This is a genomic window from Nocardia sp. NPDC047648, from assembly GCF_040642815.1.
Lineage (GTDB): Bacteria > Actinomycetota > Actinomycetes > Mycobacteriales > Mycobacteriaceae > Nocardia > Nocardia gamkensis.
Map to the genome: position 1 here is coordinate 330,783 of NZ_JBEYSX010000007.1, position 21,305 is coordinate 352,087.

Here is a 21,305-nt window from a genome sequence, read left to right on the forward strand (position 1 = left end):
CAGGCCATCGCCAACCAGCTGGCCTGGATGCACGCGGAGTACCGTCCGCGGGTCGGCGATGTGTACTTGCAGAAGACCGCGAGCACCTTCGACGTCTCGCTGTGGGGGTACTTCCTGCCACTGCGGGCGGGCGCCACTTTGTTGCTCGCGGCGGCGGACGGGCACCGCGATCCGCGCTACCTCGCCGAAACCATTGCCCGCCACCAGGTGACGCTCACCGACTTCGTGCCGTCGATGCTCACGGTGTTCGCCGCGCACGCGCAGCCGGGCGAACTGGACTCGCTGCGCGAGGTGTTCGTCATCGGCGAGGCGCTGCCTCCGCACACCGTCGCGGCGTTCCGGCAGGTGTGCGCCGCGGGCCTGCACAACCTCTACGGCCCCACCGAGGCGGCGGTGTCCATCACCAACCGCGAGGTCACCGACGCGGACACACCGTACGTGCCGATCGGCGAGCCGGAGTGGAACGCGCAGGTCTACGTGCTGGACGGACGGTTGCGGCCCGCGCCGATCGGCGTGCCGGGCGAGCTGTACCTGGCGGGTGCGCAGCTGGCGCGCGGCTACCACGGGCGCGTCGACCTCACCGCCGATCGTTTCGTCGCGAACCCGTTCGGCGCGCCGGGCGCGCGCATGTACCGCACCGGTGACCTGGTGCGCTGGAGCGGCGACGGCGAACTGATCTATCTGGGCCGCACCGACTTCCAGGTCAAATTCCGCGGCAGGCGCATCGAGCTCGCCGAGATCGAGACCGCGTTGCTGGCGGTGCCCGAGGTCGGGCAGGCCGCGGCACGGCTGGTCACCGGACCGGCGGGTGACTTCCTGGCGGGTTACCTGGTCGCGGCGCCCGGCGTGACAGTCGACCTCGACGCGGTGAAAGCCGTTGTGGCGCAGCGGCTTCCCGCTTACATGGTGCCGACGGCACTGGTCGAACTGGACGAATTCCCCGTGAACACCAGCGGCAAGCTCGATCGCGCGGCACTGCCGGTCCCGGTGCTCGCCGCCGAGCGTTTCCGCCCGCCCGTAGACGCCGCGCAGCGGCTGGTCGCCGCGGTGTTCGCGGAGGTGCTGGGAGCCGAGCGAGTCGGGCTGGACGACGATTTCTTCGCCCTCGGCGGCAGCTCACTGGACGCCACCCAGGTCACCGCCCGCACGGGCGAGGCCGCGGGCGTGCGCGTGCCGGTGCGCGCGCTGTTCGACGCGCCCACGGTGGAGGGGTTCGCCGCCGCCGTCGGACGGCTCGGCGCGGAGGGAGCCCAGCGGCTCGCGCTGGTCCGCCGGGAGCGGCCCGAACGGGTGCCGCTTTCGCCCGCGCAGCAGCGACTGTGGTTCCTCAACCGGGTCGAGAGTCAGGACGGCGTCGACAGCGTCTACAACCTGCCGATCGTGCTGCGGCTGACCGGTCGCCTGGACGTGGCCGCGCTGGAGCGCGCCGTGCTCGACGTGCTCACCAGGCACGAGACGCTGCGCACCACCTACCCCGAAACCGACGGCGGCCCCTACCAATCCGTCCTCGACGCGGCCGACATCGGCTTGAGCCTGCATCCGGTGCCCATCGACCGCTCCGCGGTGCGCGACGCCGTGATCGGCATCGTCCGTGCCGGGTTCGACGTCACCGCCGAACTGCCGTGCCGGGTCGCGCTGCTGGCCGTCGACCGGGTGGACGAGGCGCGCGGCGTCACCGGCGACGAATACGTGCTGGTGTTCGTCGTGCATCACATCGCCGCCGACGCCTTGTCGATGGCGCCGCTGGTCACCGATCTGGTCCGGGCCTACCTCGCGTGCCTGACCGGTTTGCGCCCGGACTGGGACGAGCTGACCGTGCAGTACGCCGACTACAGCCTCTGGCACCGGGAACTCCTCGGCGCCGAGGACGTCCCCGGCGACCTGGCCTACCAGCAGTTGCGCTTCTGGCGCGACGTGCTGGACGGCGCTCCGGCGCAACTGCCGCTCCCCGCCGATCGGCCGCGCCCCGCGGTCGCGTCGCACGAGGGGGCGGCCGTCGATTTCGTGATCGAGCCCGAGGTGGCCGTGGGCCTGCGCGCGCTCGCGCGGCGCAGCGGCGCGACACTGTTCATGACACTGCACGCGGCCTTCGCCGCCACCTTGGCCAGAATGAGCGGCAGCGCCGACATCGTGATCGGCTCGCCCGTCGGCGGGCGCGGCGAGCGGGCCCTGGACGCCCTCGTCGGCATGTTCGTCAACACCCTCGCACTGCGCACGCGGGTCGCCGCCGACGCCTCCTTTGCCGGGCTGCTCTCCGAGGTCCGCGACGCCGACCTGGCCGCGTTCGCCAACGCCGATCTGCCGTTCGAGCGGCTGGTGGACGCCATGGCCGTGGATCGCTCCGCCGGCGCGCACCCGCTGTTCCAGGTGATGCTCAGTTTCGAGGCGGCGACGTCCGCCTTCGACGGACAGGCCGTGGAGGTGCCGTGGCTGTCGGTGCGCCCGGTCGAGATTCCCGACAGCGGTGCGAAGTTCGATCTGCACCTGGTGGTGGCGGAGCGGTCGGAATCGGCGGGCCTGTCGGCCACCCTGCGCTACGCCACCGACCTGTTCGACGCCGTGACGGCCGAGTCCTATGCCGATCGGTTCCGGCGCATGCTCGCCGCCGCCACGGCCGATCCGGGGGCGCGCATCGGTGACATCGAACTGTTGTCGGACGCCGAACGCGCGCGGGTGCTGCGGGAATGGAACGCCACCGCGCATCCGCTGCCCGAATCCGACACGCTCGCCTCGCTATTCGCCGCGCAAGCCGAACGCACACCGGACGCCGCGGCGATCACCTTCGACGTGCCGACACCGGCCGACTCGTCGTCGGACCACCACTCCTCGACACTGACGTATGCCGAGTTCGCCGGGCGGGTCAACCGTTTGGCGCGGTGGCTCGTCAGCCGGGGCGTCGGCCCGGAAACGCTGGTGGCGCTTGGCATGCGCCGTTCGGTCGACCTGGTGGTCGGCATGTACGCGGTGGTCGCGGCGGGCGGCGGCTACCTGCCGATCGACCCCGACCATCCGGCCGAGCGCACCACGCACATCCTCGAGACGGCCGCGCCGGTGTGTGTGCTGACCGCGGGCGCGGAGCTGAATTGCGGCCTGCCCGAGACGCGGATCGATCGGCTGGACCTGTCGGGCTACCCGGACACCCCGCTCACCGACGCCGACCGGCGCGCTGCGCTGCGCCCGGACAACACCGCCTACGTACTGTTCACCTCCGGCTCCACGGGCACGCCGAAGGGCGTGGCCATGAGCCATCGCGGCATCGTCAACCGGCTGCGCTGGATGCAGTCGGCGTACGTCGCGCTCGGGCCGGGGGATGTCCTGTTGCAGAAGACGCCCGCCACCTTCGACGTGTCGGTGCCGGAGTTCTTCTGGCCGTTGCAGGTCGGCGCACGCATGGTGCTGGCGCGGCCGGACGGGCATCGCGACCCGGCGTGCCTGGCGCGCCTGATGCGTGCCGAGGGCGTCACCGCGGCGCACTTCGTGCCGTCCATGCTGGCCGTCTTCGTGGCGGGCGAGTTCGACGCGCCTTCGCTGCGCGAGGTGTTCTGCTCCGGTGAGGCGCTGCCGGTCGGCGTCGCCCACCGGATGCGCGAACTCACCGGTGCCCGGGTGCACAACGGCTACGGGCCCACCGAGGCCGCGGTGGAGGTGACCTTCCACGCGGTGTGCGACACCGACTTCGAGTCCGTCCCGATGGGCAAGCCGATCTGGAACACCCGGACGTATGTACTCGACGCGCGGCTGCGGCCGGTGCCGGAAGGTGTGCCCGGCGAACTGTATCTCGCGGGTGTCCAGCTGGCGCGCGGCTATCTGGGCCGTCCGGGCCGCACCGGTGACCGGTTCGTCGCCGACCCGTTCGGTCCGTCCGGCGAACGGATGTACCGCACCGGCGATCTGGTGCGGTGGACCCGCGCGGGCGAGCTGGAATTCCTCGGCCGCACCGATTCCCAGGTCAAGCTCCGCGGCCTGCGCGTCGAACTCGGCGAGATCGAGTCGGCGCTGCTCGCGATGCCCGCCGTGACCCAGGCCGCCGTTGTGGTACGCGACGATCGCGGCGCGGGTGACCAGCTGGTCGCCTACCTCGTGACGGACGAGCCGGTCGAGATCGCGACGGTGCGTGACGCGGTGGCCCGGCGGCTTCCCGGCTATATGGTGCCGCAGACGTTCGTGGTGCTGGACCGGTTGCCGGTGAACGCCTCCGGGAAGCTGGACCGATCCGCGCTGCCCGCGCCCGTGCTCGCGCCCGCGACCTTCCTGCCCCCGGCCGGCGCGGCGGAAACGCTTGTCGCCGAGACCTTCGAAGCCCTGCTCGGGGTGACCGAGGTGGGCGCAGAGGACGACTTCTTCGCCCTCGGCGGCAACTCCCTCAGCGCCACCCAGCTGGCCGCGCGGCTGGGCAAGGCCCCCGGCGCCGAGGTGGCGGTGCGGACGATCTTCGACGCGCCCACGGTGCGGGCGCTGGCACGGCGGATCACCATCGACGGCCCCGCCGAGACCGCCGCGGTCGCGCTGCCGCCGCTCACGCCGCAGGAGCGCGGCGGCCCGATCCCGTTGTCGATCGCCCAGCAGCGCATGTGGTTCCTGAACCGGTTCGACACCACCAGCGGCGCGTACAACATCCCGTTCGCGCTGCGCCTCACCGGGGCGCTGAACGTGCCCGCGTTGGAGGCGGCGATCGCCGACGTGATCGCCCGGCACGAGACGCTGCGCACGATCTATCCCGAACACGATTACGGCGCGACCCAATTGGTGCTTCCCGCCGGGACGAGACTGGTCGAACTGGTCACACGGCCGGTTCCCGCGCAGCAGGTGCCCGAACTCGTCACCGCCGCCGCGCGCACCGGCTTCGATGTGACCGCCGAGGTGCCGCTGCGCGTCCGCCTGCTGCGCGTCGAGGACGACCGGCCGGGCGCGCAGCAGGTCCACATCCTGCTGTTCGTCGTGCATCACATCGCCGCGGACGGTTGGTCTTTCGCGCCACTGACCAGGGACCTGGCCAACGCTTACGTCGCACGGTGCGCGGGCATGGCGCCCGCACCGAGTTCCCTGCCGGTGCAGTACGCCGACTTCGCGATCTGGCAGCGCGCCGCGCTCGGCTCGGCCGACGACCCGGCCTCGGTGCTGTCGCGTCAGCTGGCCTACTGGATCGATCGGCTGGCCGGGCTGCCCGAGGTGCTGACGCTTCCGTCCGACCGGCCGCGTCCGGCGGTGGCCACCAACCGGGGCGGCGCGCTGACCGGCCGGCTGGACGCCGCACTGCACGAGCGGATCCACGACCTGGCCGCCGCGCACCGGGTGACGCCGTTCATGGTGCTGCACGCCGCGCTGGCCGTGCTGCTGAGCCGCTATGGCGCGGGCGCGGATGTGGTGATCGGCGCGCCGGTCGCGGGGCGGGGCGAGCAAGCGCTGGACGAGCTGGTCGGCATGTTCGTCAACACGCTGGTGCTGCGCACCGAGGTCCGCCCGGACGCGACCATGGGCGAACTGCTGGCGTCCGTGCGCGCGGCCGACCTGGCCGCCTTCGACCACGCGGCGGTGCCGTTCGAGCAGTTGGTCGAGGTGCTGAACCCGGTTCGCTCGCAGGCACACGCACCGCTGTACCAGGTCGCGCTGACCTTGCAGAACCAGGCCGCGCCGGAGTTCCGGCTGCACCGGCTGGCCATCGCGGCGCTCGAGGTGGGCGCGGCGCCGATCCAGCTCGACCTGGACTGGACGTTCACCGACCGCTACACCGCCGACGGCGCGCCGGACGGTATCGACGTGCACCTGCACTACGCGCTCGACCTGTTCGACGAACCGACCGTCGCCGGATTCCTCGCCGCGTTCGAACGAGTGCTGTGCGCGATGGTGCGCGACGCCCGCATCCCGGTCGGCGCGGTCGAGCTGATGTCGCAGGCCGAACGCGGCATGCTGCTGTCGGACCGCAACGCCACCGCGCACGCGCTGCCCGCCGAGACGCTGGACGATCTGCTCACCGCCCGCGTCGCCGCCACGCCCGAGCGCGTCGGCGTGCGGTTCGAGGACGCGGCGCTGACCTACGCCGAGTTCGCCTCCCGGGTGAACCGGCTGGCCCGCGGGCTGATCGAGGCGGGTGTGGGCCCGGAGGACATCGTCGGCCTGGCCGCCGCACGCTCGATCGACATGCTCGTGGCGATGTACGCGATCGTGCGCGCGGGCGCGGCGTACCTGCCGATCGATCCGGCGCACCCGGCCGAACGCCTGGCGCAGATCGTCGGAAGCGCCGCGCCGCGGCTGGTGCTGATCGCGGGCGGCGCGACGCTGCCCGCACTGGACGGTGTGGCCGTCCTCGATCTCGCCGATCTCGACCTCGACGGCGTCGCCGACGGCCCGGTCGCCGATGCCGAGCGCGTCGCCGCGCTGCGCCCGGACAACACCGCTTACGTGCTGTTCACCTCCGGCTCCACCGGGCGGCCGAAGGGCGTGGCCGTCACGCACCGCGCGATCATGAACCAGCTGCGGTGGCTGGAATTCCGCTACGGGGTCACCGCGTCCGACCGCATCCTGCAACGCGCGCCGCTGACCTTCGATGTGTCGGTGTGGGAATGCTTCCTGCCGATCGCCGTCGGCGCGCCGCTGGTGATCGCCCGCCCCGGCGGGCACCTTGACCTGACCTACTTCGCGGACCTGTTGCGCGAACACCGCATCACCATCGCCGAGTACGTGCCCTCGGTGCTGGCCGCGCTGCTCGGCGAGGGCATGGGCGACGCGCTGCGGTCGTTCCGGCACCTGCACTGCGGCGGCGAAGCGCTCACCCCGGACCTGCTCGCCGCGCTGCGCGGCAGCTTCGACGGCGCGGTGCACAATGCCTACGGCCCCACCGAGGCGGCGATCTCGGCGATCTACCACGAGTTCACCGACGCCGACGCGGGAGCAGGCCGGGACGTGGCCATCGGCCGCCCGTGCTGGAACACCAGGGCCTACGTGCTGGACGCCCGGTTGCGCCCGGTGCCGATCGGCGTCACCGGAGAGCTGTATCTCGCGGGTGACCAACTGGCGCGCGGATATCACGCCCGCCCGGGACTGACCGCCGAACGATTCGTCGCCGACCCGTTCGGGGTGCCCGGCCGCACGATGTACCGGACCGGTGACCTGGTGCGCTGGAACCGCGACGGCGATCTGGTGTATCTGGGCCGCAACGACTTCCAGGTCAAACTGCGCGGCCAGCGGATCGAGCTGGGCGAGATCGAGGCGGTTCTCGCCGCCGCGACCGGCGTGACGAACGCGGCGGTGCGCGTGGCCCGCGACAGCGCGGGACAGGAATGCCTGGTCGGTTACGTCACCGGGGCGGACGTGGCGCCGGAGGCGGTGCTCGACGAGGCGCGCGCCCAGCTGCCCGCGTACATGGTGCCCACCCACGTCGTCGTGCTCGACGAGATGCCGTTGACCACTGTGGGCAAGCTCGACCGCTCGGCGCTACCCGCCGTCGAGCTCACCTCCGCGGGGGAGTTCCGTGCACCGCGGGAGGGGACCGAGGCGGTGCTCGCCACGCTGGTCGCCGACCTGACCGGTGCGACGCGGATCGGCGCGGACGACGACTTCTTCGCCCGCGGCGGCAATTCGCTGCTGGCCATGCGGCTGGTCGCCAGGGTCAACGCCGCCTTCGGGTGCGCGCTGACCGTGCGCGAGGTGTTCGAGACGCCGAGCGTGGCGGGGCTGGCGTCGCGGGTCGCCCGGTCGGAGCGCCCGGACACCGCAAGGCCCGCGCTCGCCCCGGCCGAGCGTCCAGCTCGAATCCCGTTGTCGCTGGCACAGACCCGTATGTGGCTGCTGCACCGGCTCGATCCGGATTCGGCGGTGTATCACATTCCGATCACCATCCGGCTCACCGGTGCGCTGGACGAGGCGGCGTTGCGGGCTGCCGTGCGCGACGTGATCGATCGGCACGAATCGCTGCGCACCGTCTTCCCGGCGGATGCCGACGGCCCGACCCAAGTGGTGCTCAGCGGCGCGGATGTGCCCGAGCTGCCGCTGCACCCGATCGAGGTGACCGAACCGGACCTGCGCGGCGCGGTACTCGCGGTGACCGCCGAGAGTTTCGACCTGTGCGCAGGTATCCCGGTGCGGGCCACCCTGTTCCGCGTCGCGCCGGACGATCACCTGCTCGCCGTCGTGGTCCACCACATCGCCGCCGACGGCGTCTCCACCGCCCCGCTGGCCCGCGACCTCATGACGGCCTACACCGCGCGCGCCGCAGGGGAGGCGCCGTCGTGGCGTCCGCTGCCCGTGCAATACGCCGACTTCACCCTCTGGCAGCGCGCCGCGCTGGGCTCCGCGGACGATCCGGACTCGGCGCTGTCGACCCAGATCGCCTACTGGCGGGCCGAACTCGACGGACTCCCGCCGGTGCTGGAGCTGCCCGCCGACCGCCCCCGCCCTGCGGTGGCCTCCGGGCGCGGCGCCACCGTCGAGTTCGCGATCCCCGCCGACCTCACCGACTCGATCGCCGAACTCGCCCGGCGGCGCGGGGTCTCGATGTTCATGGTGCTGCACGCCGCCTATGCCGCGCTGCTCGCACGGCTGGCCGGAGTGGACGACGTCGCCATCGGCACCCCGGTCGCGGGACGCGGCGAACAAGCGCTGGACGACCTGGTCGGCATGTTCGTCAACACCCTCGTGCTGCGCACGCCGATCGCGGCGGACGCGTCCTTCGCCGAACTGCTCGCTCGCGTGCGCGAGGCCGATGTGCGGGCCTTCGCGCACGCCGACCTTCCCTTCGAGCGCCTGGTCGAGGAGCTGAACCCGGTTCGCTCGCAGGCGCATTCGCCGATCGTGCAGACGCTTCTCACCTTCGAGCAGTACGACGACACCGTGCTGCGCCTGCCCGGTCTCACCGTGTCGGCCTATCCGCTGGACAATCGCGTCGCCCAGTTCGACCTGGCGGTGGAATTGACCGAGCACCGCGCGGAGACCGGTTACGCGCTGCGCGGCGTGCTGCGCTACGCCACGGACCTGTTCGACCGGGCCACCGTCGAGACGTTCGGGGCTCGCTTCGCGCGGGTGCTGCGGGCCGCGGTGGCCGATCCTTCGGTGCGGGTCGGAGACCTCGAACTCCTGGACGACGCGGAGCGGGCGCTGGTGCTCGACCGATGGAACGACACCGCCGCCGCCGTCGACCCGGCCGCCACGCTGGTCTCGCTGTTCGAGGCGCAGGTGGCCAGGACTCCGGACGCGCCCGCGGTCACGGTCGAGGGACACATCGTGGCCCACTCGTCGCCCGACCACCACCCCCACATGAGTAGTTACGCGACGCTCACCTACTCCGAGTTCGCCGGACGGGCGCGACAGCTGGCGCGCTGGCTGGCCGGGCAGGGCGTCGGCCCCGGCACCCCGGTCGCGCTCGGCATGCGCCGGTCGCTGGACCTGGTGCTCGGCATCTACGCGGTCACCCTCGCGGGCGGCGCGTACGTCCCGCTCGACCCCGACCATCCGGCCGAGCGGCTGGAATACGTGCTGTCGACCGCGCGACCGGTGTGCGTGCTCACCTCCGGCCTCGATCTGGACGCGGGCGCGGCACGACAGGTCCGGATCGACCGGCTCGACCTGACCGGGTACTCCACCGCCCCGCTGACCGCCCTGGACCGGCTCGGGTCACCCGCGCCCGGGCACACCGCCTATGTGATTTTCACCTCGGGATCGACCGGACGCCCGAAGGGCGTCGCGGTCACCCACGGGGCGATCGTGAATCGCCTCACATGGATGCAGTCGGCCTATCCGCTGGCCGCCGACGACGTGGTGCTGCAAAAGACCCCCGCCACCTTCGATGTTTCCGTCTGGGAGTTTTTCTGGCCCTTGGCTTTCGGTGCCCGGCTGGTGGTCACTCGTCCAGATGGTCATCGCGACCCGGCGTATCTGGCGCGCGTGATCGTCGAGCAGCGCGTCACGACGGTGCACTTCGTGCCCTCCATGCTGGGGGTTTTCCTGGCGGAGCCACGCACAGGTGAGTGCATTACGCTGCGCAGCGTCTTCGCATCGGGCGAGGCATTGCCCGCGGTTACCGCGCAGCGGGCGCGAGAGCTGATCGGAGCGCGGGTGCACAACCTGTACGGCCCTACCGAGGCCGCTGTCGACGTCACCTATCACGAGGTGACCGACGAGGACCTGGTGTCCGTGCCGATCGGCAGGCCGGTGGCCAACACCCGCTTGCTGGTGCTGGATGCCCGGCTGCGGCCGGTGCCCGTCGGCGTGCCGGGGGAACTGTACCTGGCAGGCGCGCAGCTGGCGCAGGGTTACGTGGCGCGCCCGGAACTGACCGCCGATCGGTTCGTGGCCGGTCCGTTCGGGCCCGCCGGGGCGCGGATGTACCGCACGGGCGACCTCGTGGCCTGGCGGCCGGACGGTGAACTGGAGTACCTGGGTCGGACGGACTTCCAGGTGAAGCTGCGCGGGCTGCGCATCGAGCCGGGCGAGGTCGAATCGGCGCTGCTGGCGTCGGCCGCGGTCGCGCAGGCGGTGGTGCTGGTCCGTTCGGACGAGCGGTTGGGTGATCAGTTGGTCGCCTACCTGGTCGCCTCGGGCGGCCACACGATCGACACCGAGCAGATGCGTGCCGCGCTGAGCGCCGAACTGCCCGCGTACGCGGTGCCGACGGCGTTCGTCGTCCTCGAGCGGTTCCCGGTCAACGCTTCGGGCAAGCTGGACCGGGCCGCACTGCCCGCGCCGGAGTTCGCGACCGCGGGCTACCGGGCGCCGGCCACCCGCGTCGAGGCGACCGTCGCGCGGATCGTCGCGGCGCTGCTCGGCGTCGAGCGCGTCGGCGCCGACGACGACTTCTTCGCCCTCGGCGGCAACTCGCTGATCGCCACCCGGGTCGCCGCCCGGCTGGGCGCCGAACTGGACGCCGAGATCCCGGTGCGCCTGCTGTTCGAGGCGCCGACCGTGACCGCGCTGGCCGCACGGGCCGAACGGCTCGCGGGTACGGGCGCCATGCCCGCGCTCGGGCCGCGGCCGCGTCCGGAACGCGTACCGCTCTCGCCCGCGCAGCAGCGCATGTGGTTCCTCAACCGCTTCGATCCCGCCGAGACCGTGCACAACATCGCGGTGGTGGTCCGCCTCACCGGCTATCTGGACCCGGACACCCTCGCCGCCGCCGTCGGCGACCTGGTCGGCAGGCACGAAACCCTGCGCACCGTGTACCCCGACCACGACGGCATCGGCTACCAGCGCATTCTCGACGCCACCCACGTTCCGGCGATCCAGGTGCTGGATGCGGCGGGCGCGCTGCGGCAGTTCGTCGCCGCCCCCTTCGACCTCGCCGCCGAGGTGTCGCTGCGCATCGGCCTGATCACCCGGTCCGACCGCGATCACCTGCTGGCCCTGGTGGTGCACCACATCGCGGCCGACGGCTTCTCGATGGGCCCGCTGGCCCGCGATCTGGCCGCCGCCTACGCGGCCCGCGCGACGCGCACCGCCCCGGTCTGGACCGAACTCGACCTGCAATACGCCGACTACGCGCTCTGGCAGCGCGAGGTGCTCGGCGCCGAGCACGACCCGCGCTCGGTGGCCGCGCGGCAGCTGGCGTACTGGCGCGAGACGCTGCGCGCGCTGCCCGCTCAGCTCGACCTGCCCGCCGACCGCCCGCGCCCCCCGATCGCCTCGCACGCCGCGGCGAGCACGACCACGACGCTGCCCGGCGAGGTGGGCGACGGCATCGCCGCCGTGGCCGCGCGCTACGAGGCCACACCGTTCATGGTCGTGCACGCCGCGCTGGCCACCCTGCTGGCCCGGCTGTCCGGCACCGACGACATCGCGATCGGCGCGCCCGTCGCGGGCCGCGGTGACGCGGCGCTGGACGATCTGGTCGGCATGTTCGTCAACACCGTGGTGTTGCGCGCGCGGGTCCCCGGCTCGGACACCTTCGCCGCTGTGCTGCGCCGGGTGCGCGAGGGCGACCTAGACGCCTTCGCCCACGCCGACGTGCCGTTCGAGCGCCTGGTCGAGGCGCTCGACCCGCCGCGCTCGCAGGCCCGGCACCCGTTGTTCCAGATCGCGCTGTTCTTCCAGAACCTCGCGCCGGTCACCCTGGACATGGCGGGCGTCGCCGTGGCGGAGCACGAATTCGACTACGAGACAACGCCGTTCGACCTCCAGCTCACTGTCACCGGCGACGCGCTGCGCTTCACCTACGCCACCGATCTGTTCGACGCCGCCACCGTCGAGACCTTCGCCGCGCGCTTCGCCCGCCTGCTCGCCGCGGTCACCGCCGACCCGGAACAGGTGGTCGGCGACATCGATCTGTTCGGCACGGGCGAACTGCGCCGCGTGGTCACCGAGTGGAACGACTCCGCGCACACCGCCCTGGCCGACGAACTGCTGCTCGACGAATTCGAGGCGCAGGCCGCCGCGACGCCCGATGACCCGGCGCTGGTGTTCGTGCCAGACAGCGCGACGCCCGCGTCCACCGTGACCTACGGCGATCTCGACCGGCGCGCCAACCGGCTGGCCCGCCACCTGATCGCGGCGGGCGTCGGCCCCGAATCGCTGGTGGCGCTGGCGATCCGGCGCTCACCGGAGCTGGTGATCGCGATGTACGCCGTGCTCAAAGCGGGCGGCGCGTACGTGCCGATCGACCCCGACCACCCCGCGCGGCGCATCGCGCACATTCTCGAGACCGCGCGGCCCGTGGCCGTGCTCACCACGACGGCCGATCGGATCGACGCGGGCGAGTCCGTCGCCACCGTCCTGGTCGACGCCATCGCGCTGGACGGCTACTGCGACGACCCCATCGCGGCGGACGAACGTTCCGCGCCGATCCACCCCGGCAGCCCGGCCTATGTGATCTTCACCAGTGGCTCCACCGGAAAACCCAAGGGCGTCAGCGTGTCACACGCGGCGATCGTCAACCAGATGACCTGGATGCAATCGCGATACGGCCTCACAGCCGACGACGTGTACCTGCAAAAGACCGCGACCACGTTCGACGTGTCGCTGTGGGGCTATTTCCTGCCCCTGCGCGTCGGCGCCACACTGGTGCTGGCCGCACCGGACGGCCACCGCGACCCGGGCTACCTCACCCAGGTGATCGCCGAACGACGAGTCACCGTCACCGATTTCGTGCCGTCGATGCTCAGCGTCTTCGCCGGGCACGTCGCGGCCGCCGGGCACAGCGCCGCACTCGAGTCGCTGCACACGGTGTTCGTCATCGGCGAGGCGCTGCCCGCCGAGACCGTGCGGGCGTTCGGCGCGGTGAGCGCCGCACGGGCGCACAACCTGTACGGCCCGACCGAAGCGGCGGTGAGCATCACCCACCGCGACGTGACGGGCGAGAGCGACCGCACCGTCCTGCCGATCGGCAACCCGGAATGGAACAGCCGGGTCTACGTGCTGGATTCGCGGCTGCGCCCGACGCTGCCCGGCGTCGCGGGCGAGCTGTATCTCGCGGGCGTCCAGCTCGCGCGCGGCTACCACGACAGGCCGGATCTCACGGCGGAGCGCTTCGTGGCCAATCCGTTCGGCGCGCCGGGGCAGCGGATGTACCGCACCGGCGACCTGGTGCGCTGGGACACCGGCGGCGACACCGCCGAACTGGTGTATCTGGGCCGCACCGACTTCCAGGTGAAGTTCCGCGGCCAGCGCGTCGAACTCGGCGAGATCGAGGCCGCCCTCGCGGCCGCCCCCGGAGTGGCGCAGGCGGCGGCCCGGGTGGTAACCACCGTCACCGGCGACGACCACCTGGTCGGCTACCTCACCGCCGCGCCGGGCGCGGCGTTGTCGGACGCCGAGGTGCTGCGCGCCGCCGCGGCCGCGCTGCCGTCGTACATGCTCCCATCGGCGCTGGTCACGCTGAACGCCTTCCCGCTCAACGTCTCCGGCAAGCTGGACCGTAAGGCGCTGCCGGAACCGGTGTTCGACCGCGTCGCCTACCGCGCCCCGGTGACGCCCGCCGAACGGGTGGTGGCCGACGCCGTCGAATCGGTGCTGGGCTCCGGCCCGATCGGCCTCGACGACCACTTCTTCGCCTTGGGCGGCAACTCGCTCAGCGCCACCCGGGTACTGGCCAGGATCGGCGACCGGCTCGGTCGCCGCGTCCCGGTTCGGCTGCTGTTCGAGGCGCCGACCGTGGGCGCGCTGGCCGAACTGCTCACCGCGGACGCCGCCGCGACCGAGCGGGTGGTGCCGCTGGTGGCGGGGCCACGCCCGGAACGCATTCCGCTCGCGCCCGTCCAGCGCGGCATGTGGTTCCTCAACCGGCTCGACCCGGCTTCGCCCGCCCACAACATCCCGGTCGCGCTGCGCATCGAGGGCGAACTGAACGTCGACGCCCTGGTGGCCGCGTTCGCCGACGTCGTGGCGCGGCACGAGAGCTTGCGCACGCTGTACCCGGCCGACGCGACCGGCGCGGGTCACCAGGTGATCCTGCCGCCGGACAGCGCCGCCGTGCGATTGACGGTCGAAGCGCCGGACGGCCGTGCCGTCGACGACCGGATCGCCGAAATCCGCGCCGCCGGTTTCGATGTCACCGCCGAGGTCCCGGTGCGCGCCACACTGCTGCGCGAGCACGCCGCCAGTCACGTACTGGTCGCGGTGGTGCACCACATCGCGGCCGACGGCTACTCGATGAGCCCGCTGCTGCGCGACCTGCTGACGGCCTATCTCTCCCGCGTCCTCGGCACGCGCCCGGTCTGGCCCGCTCTCGCCGCCCAGTACGCCGATTACGCCCTGTGGCAGGACGCCGAGCTGGAAAGCACCGTCGCGCAGCAGCTTCCGTATTGGTCCGAGACGTTGCGCGACCTGCCCGACGAACTCGAATTGCCCGCCGACCGTCCACGTCCGGCCATCGCGACCGGGCGCGGCGCGAACGTGCGGGCCAGAATCGGCGGCGGTGTCGCCGCGCGCGTCGCCGAACTGGCCGCGCGACACGACGCGACGCCGTTCATGGTGGTCCACGCCGCCCTCGCCGTCCTGCTGGCCCGCCTGTCCGGCTCCGACGACATCCCGATCGGCACTCCGGTGGCAGGCCGCGGCGCGGCGGCCCTGGACGACCTGGTCGGCATGTTCGTCAACACCGTGGTGCTGCGCGTCCGCCCGGACCAGGACCGCTCCTTCACCGACCTGCTCGCCCGGACCAGAGCCGCCGATCTCGCCGCCTTCGAGCACGCGGGCGTGCCGTTCGACCGGGTGGTCGACGCACTCGGCGTCGAGCGCTCCCAGGCCCGGCATCCGCTGTTCACCGTGGCGCTGAGCTACCTGAACGCCGGAACCGGCCCCTTCACCGTGCCGGGCCTCGAGCTGACCGCCGTCGAGTTCGACGAGCCGGTGGCCCGATTCGACTGGCAGTTCACCGTGTCCGCCGAGCCGGACGCCGACGGTCATCTCGCGGTCGAACTGGACTACGCCACCGACCTGTTCGACGGCGCCACCGCTCGCGCCGTGCTGCGCCGCTTCGGCAGGCTGCTCGGCGCGCTCACGGCGCGACCGGACGCGCCGATCGGCACGGTCGACCTGCTGGCGCCCGCCGAGCGCGCCGACCTGCTCGGCCGCCGGGGCGACGCGCCGGTGCCGCCGCACACGCTGGCCGAACTCATGGCCGTCGCGGTCGCGTTCGATCCGGACGCGGTCGCGCTGGTCGCGAGCGACCGGCAGCTGACCTACCGGACGCTGGACGAGCAGTCGTCGCGGTTGGCGCGCATGCTCATCGGACACGGAATCGGCGCCGAGGACGTGGTGGCCGTGGCGGTGCCGCGCTCGATCAGCTCCGTGCTCGCGGTGTGGGCGGTGGCCAAGACCGGCGCGGTGTTCGTCCCGGTCGACCCCACCTATCCGGCCGAGCGGATCGCGCACATGCTCACCGATTCCGGTGCGGCGCTGGGCCTGACGATCGCCACCTGCCGCGCGGCACTGCCCGGTGCCGTCGACTGGCTGGTGCTGGACGCGCCGTCCACGGCGGCGCGGATGCGCCGCAACAGCGGAGCACCGATCGATGCCGCCGAGCTGATCCGCCCCGTGCGGGTGGAGAACCCGGCTTGGATGATCTACACCTCCGGCTCCACCGGCACGCCGAAGGGCGTGGTCGCCACGCACGGCGGCCTCGCCGGAGTCGCCCTCGCGCAGCGGGACCGGTACGCCGTCACCGCCGACGCGCGCGTCCTGCACGTGGCCTCGCCCAGCTTCGACGCGTCCATGCTCGAACTGCTACTGGCCCTGTCCGCCGGGGCGGCGCTGGTGATCGCGCCCCCTGGCGTCTACGGCGGCGCGGAACTCACCGCGCTCATCCGCGACCGGCGGGTGACGCACGCGTTCCTCACCCCGGCGGTCCTGCCGACGCTCGACCCGGCCGAGCTGAGCTGCCTGCGGCAACTGACGGTCGGAGGCGAGGCCTACGGCCCGGACACGGTGCGGCACTGGGCGCCCGGCCGGTCGTTCCACAACACCTACGGCCCCACCGAGACCACCGTCATCGCGACGATCGGCGCGGCGTTGCGGCCCGGCGATCCCCTCGATCTGGGCACGCCGATCCACGGCATGTCCGCGCTGGTGCTGGACGGCAGGCTGCGGCCCGTGCCGGTCGGCGTCACCGGCGAGCTGTACCTGCGGGGTCCGGGCCTGGCCCGGGGATATCACGCGCGGCCCGGTCTTTCGGCGTCCCGGTTCGTCGCCGACCCCTACGGCCCCGCGGGCGGACGGCTGTACCGGACCGGTGACCTGGTGCGCTGGACCCGGTCGGGCGCACTGCGCTATGTCGGGCGTTCGGATCACCAGGTGAAGGTGCGCGGCCTGCGCATCGAACTCGGTGAGATCGACGCCGTGCTCGCGGCACACGAGACGGTGCGCACGGCCGTCACCGTGGGCCACACCGACGCCTCGGGCGCGGTGTCGCTGGTCTCCTACGTCGTCGCCGCGCCCGGCCACACGATCGTCGTCGCCGACCTGCTGGCGCACGCCGCTCGCTCGCTCGCCGGGTACATGGTGCCGAGCGGCCTGCTGGTACTGGACGAACTGCCGTTGACGCCGGTCGGCAAGCTCGACCGCACCGCGCTGCCGAGGCCCGAGCTTCGCGCGGCGCCGTTCCGCGCGCCCGGCACCGAGGTCGAGCGAACGGTGGCGCGAACGGTCGCGGAGGTCCTCGGACTCGAGCGCGTCGGCGCGGACGACGACTTCTTCGCTCGCGGCGGCAACTCGCTGACCGCGACCCAGCTGGCCGCGCGGCTCGGGGACCGGCTGGCGGTCGCCGTCGGCGTCCGCGCGGTGTTCGAGCACCCGACGGTCGCCGCGCTGGCCCGCGCGCTGGAGATCGCCTCCGGTGCGGCACCCCGCCCCGCGCTCACCCGGCGCGCGCTGACCGGCCCCGTGCCCCTTTCGCTCGCGCAGCAGCGAATGTGGTTCCTCAACCGCCTCGATCGGCAGTCCACCGCCTACAACATCCCGCTCGCGGTGCGCCTGACCGGCGAGCTGGACGTGGCGGCGCTGAACGCCGCGATCGGCGACGTCGTCGCCCGCCACGACGTGCTGCGCACGGTCTACCCGCTGCACGCGTCCGGGCCGGTGCAGGTCGTCTTGCCGGTCGCCGACAGCACACCGGTGCTGGCGCCCATCGCCGTCGCGACCGACGATCTCGCCGCGGCGGTGGCCGACTTCGTCGGCGGCGGGTTCGACGTCACCGACACCGTCCCCGTCCGCGCTCGGCTGTTCGCTCCGGTCGACGGCGCCGCGGCGGATCCGGTGACCGAGCACGTGCTCGTCGTCGTGGTGCATCACATCGCCGCCGACGGCTCGTCGCTGGCGCCGTTGGCCCGCGACGTCATGCTCGCCTACGCGGCACGCAGACGCGCAGCCGCGCCGGACTGGTCGCCGCTTCCGGTGCAATACACCGATTTCAGCGTGTGGCAGCGCGAACTGCTCGGCGCGGAAGACGATCCCGCTTCGCTGCTGGCGCGTCAGATCCGGTTCTGGACCGAGACGCTGGCCGATCTGCCCGCGCAGCTGAACCTGCCCGCCGATCGCCCGCGCCCCGCCGTGGTCGCGACGCGCGGCAGGCACGTCGATTTCGCGATCGCCCCGGACGTGCACGCCCGGCTGACCGAACTCGGCCGCGAATCCGGCGCGACGCTGTTCATGGTGCTGCACGCGGCGTTCGCGGTGCTGCTCGCCCGCCTCTCGGGCACCGCGGACATCGCGGTGGGCACGCCGGTGGCCGGGCGCGGAGCGGCCGAACTCGACGACGTGGTCGGCATGTTCGTCAACACGCTGGTCCTGCGGGCCCGGGTCGACGCGGGTGAGGGTTTCGCGGGCCTGCTCGCTCGCGTCCGCGCCACCGATGTCGCGGCCTTCGCGCACGCCGACGTGCCGTTCGAGCGTCTGGTCGAGGTGCTCAACCCGGAGCGGTCCACCGCCCGCCATCCGCTGTTCCAGGTCGGCTTCTCCTTCCACAACCAGGCGGAAGCCGATTTCTCGCTGGACGGATTGACCGCCACCGCCGCCGATTTCGACTCCGAGGTCGCCCAGTTCGACCTGCACTTGGTCGTCACCGACCGCTATGGTCCCGGCGGAACCCCGGCGGGCATGGCGGCCTCGCTCACCTACGCCACCGCCCTGTTCGACGAGTCCACGGTGGCCGGGTTCGCCACCCGCCTGCAACGGCTGCTGAACGCGGTGTGCGCGGACCCGTGGCTGCCCGTCGGTGATCTCGCGCTGCTGGACCCGGCCGAGACCGAGCGCGTGCTGGTGACCTGGAACCGAGCCGGGCAGGCCTTCGCCGCGACGACGCTGATCGCCGAGTTCCAGGCGCAGGCGGCCAGGACCCCGCAGGCGGTCGCCATCGTCGACGACGCCACCACCCTCACCTACGCGGAGTTCGCCGCGCGGGTCAACCGCCTGGCCCGTGTGCTCATCGCACGCGGGATCGGCCCGGAGGCGCCGGTGGCGCTGGCCATTCCGCGCAGCGTCGACCTGCTCGTCGCGATGTACGCGGTGGTGACGGCCGGCGGCGCGTACGTTCCGCTCGACCCGGCGCATCCGCTGGAACGCACCGCGAGCGTGCTCGCCGCCGCGGGACCGCACCTGGTGCTCACCTCGGCGCGCGAGCCGATGCTGCCCGTGACGGCGTCGGAACACGGTGTGGTGCTCGATATCTCGACCGTCGCCGACACCGTGGCCGACCATCCGGTGCGCGACGACGAACGGATCGCCGCGCTCTCGCCCGCGAACACCGCGTACATCATCTTCACCTCCGGTTCCACCGGTGTGCCGAAGGGTGTGGCGGTGCCGCACGCGGCGGTCGCGCATCAGCTGGACTGGATGCAGTCGGAATACGTGCTCGGCTCGGACGACGCGGCGCTGGTGCTCACCTCGGCTGCCTTCGACCTGTCGGTGTGGGAGTACTGGTGGGCGTTGCGAACCGGAGCCCGGCTGGTGCTCGCCCCGCAGGACGCGCAGCGCGACCCGGCGGGCCTGCTCGACCTGGTTCGCCGCGCGTCGGTGACGACGCTGACCCTGGTGCCCTCGCTGCTGGCGATGCTGGCCGAAGCCTCCGGCGAGCGCAGGCTGCCGCGTTCGCTTCGCCGGTTGCTCGTCATCGGCGAGGCGTTGCCCGCCGCGACGGTGCGGCGGGTCGCGGCGCTCACCGCGGCCGGGATCGACAACCTCTACGGACCCACCGAAGCCGCGGTGTCGGTCACCCGCTTCCGGGCGGAAACCGATGTCCGGCAGGCGCTGGTGCCCATCGGCACGCCCCAATCCGGTAACCGGGTCTACGTGCTCGACGACCGGCTGCACCCGGTGCCCGCCGGGGTGACCGGTGAGCTGTACCTCGGCGGCGCGCAGCTGGCCCGCGGCTACCACGGCCGAGCCGAACTCACCGCGGAACGGTTCGTGGCCGACCCGTTCGGGCCCGCGGGCGCCCGCCTGTACCGCACCGGCGACATGGTGCGCTGGGCCGCCGACGGCAACCTCGAGTACGTCGAGCGGCGGGATTTCCAGGTGAAGATCCGCGGTTACCGCATCGAACTCGCCGAGATCGAGCACGCGCTGCGCTCGCGGCCCGAGATCGGCGCGGCGATCGTCCTCGCCTACGACACCGACGGCGCGAACGCCGTGCTGGCCGGTTACTTCACCGCCGCCGAGCGGCTCGACCCGAGCGCGCTGCGCGCCGCGCTGGCCGATGTCCTGCCGAGCTACATGGTGCCCACGCAGCTGCGGCAACTGGAGGCCTTGCCGCTCACCGCGAACGGCAAGGTCGATCGCGCGGCCTTGCCGCGCCCTGAGCCGCACGCGGGGGAATCCCGCGCCCCCGGCACCGATCTGGAACGTGCCGTGTGTGGGGACTTCGCCGAGGTGCTCGCCGCCGAGCGGGTCGGCCTGGACGACAACTTCTTCGAACGCGGCGGCAACTCGCTGCTGGCCACCCGCTTGGCCGCCCGCCTGAGCGCGGCTCTGGGCGAACAGATCCCGGTGCTCTGGCTGTTCGCCGCGCCGACGCCCGCGCGCCTGATCGCCCAGCTGGAGCAGCACCGCCGCGGTCGCGGCCGGGTCGACGCGGCCGCCGCGTTCGACGTCGTGCTCGCGCTGCGCACCGGCGGCGCTCGGGAGCCGCTGTTCTGCATCCACCCCGCCGGTGGCGTGGCGTGGTCGTTCGCGGGTCTCGCGGCGCACCTGGACCCGGAGCGGGACGTGTACGGCATCCAGTCGCCGATGCTGAACTCGGGTGAGGGCCTTCCGGAGTCCATCGACGACTGGGCGCGCCGGTACGTGCGGGAGATCCGCGCCGTGCAGCCCGAGGGGCCGTACCACCTGCTCGGCTGGTCGCTCGGCGGCGTCCTGGCGCACGCGGTGGCGACGCAATTGCAGGAGCAGGGCCAGCGGGTCGCGGTCCTGGCCATGATGGACAGCTCGCTGCGGGTCGAGGCCGAGGAGGCCACCGCCCTGCCGGTCGCCGATCTGCTCGGCGGGTTGCTCGGCGAAGCGGCCGACGACGGCTATGCCGAACTGGACCTGCCCCGCCTCGCGCGCCGGATCGCACAGCTGCCCGAGCCGTTCGCCTCGTTCGGCGCCGACCGCCTCGACCGAGTGCTGAGCGCGGGGGCCGGATCACTGGAGCTGATCCGGCGCTACCGTCCCCGCCCGTACAAGGGCAACCTGCTGTACTTCACCGCCGCGCTGGACGATCCCACCGGCGCCGCGGGCGCCGCGAGCTGGGCCGACGCCGTGGACGGCACCGTGCACAACCACGCGGTGCACGCCTCGCACTGGCGGATGACCTCGGAGTCCGCGCTGGCGCGGATCGGCCACGTCCTCACCGCGGCAATGGCGGACACCGAGCGCCCCTAGATCCCCCCTGACCCGACCAGGAAGAAGGA

General features: G+C 72.7%; 1 protein-coding gene (only partly in view). It reads left to right on the plus strand.

From position 1 onward, the window contains the following. Positions 1 to 21,276, plus strand: partial view of a non-ribosomal peptide synthase/polyketide synthase gene (locus ABZ803_RS17895; RefSeq protein ID WP_357038893.1) — the 3' portion only. 3,999 nt of this gene lie to the left of the window's left edge; 21,276 of the gene's 25,275 nt are visible here — the last part of the coding sequence; its start codon lies beyond the left edge, outside the window; the stop codon is at positions 21,274 to 21,276. Positions 21,277 to 21,305 lie beyond the last annotated feature (29 nt).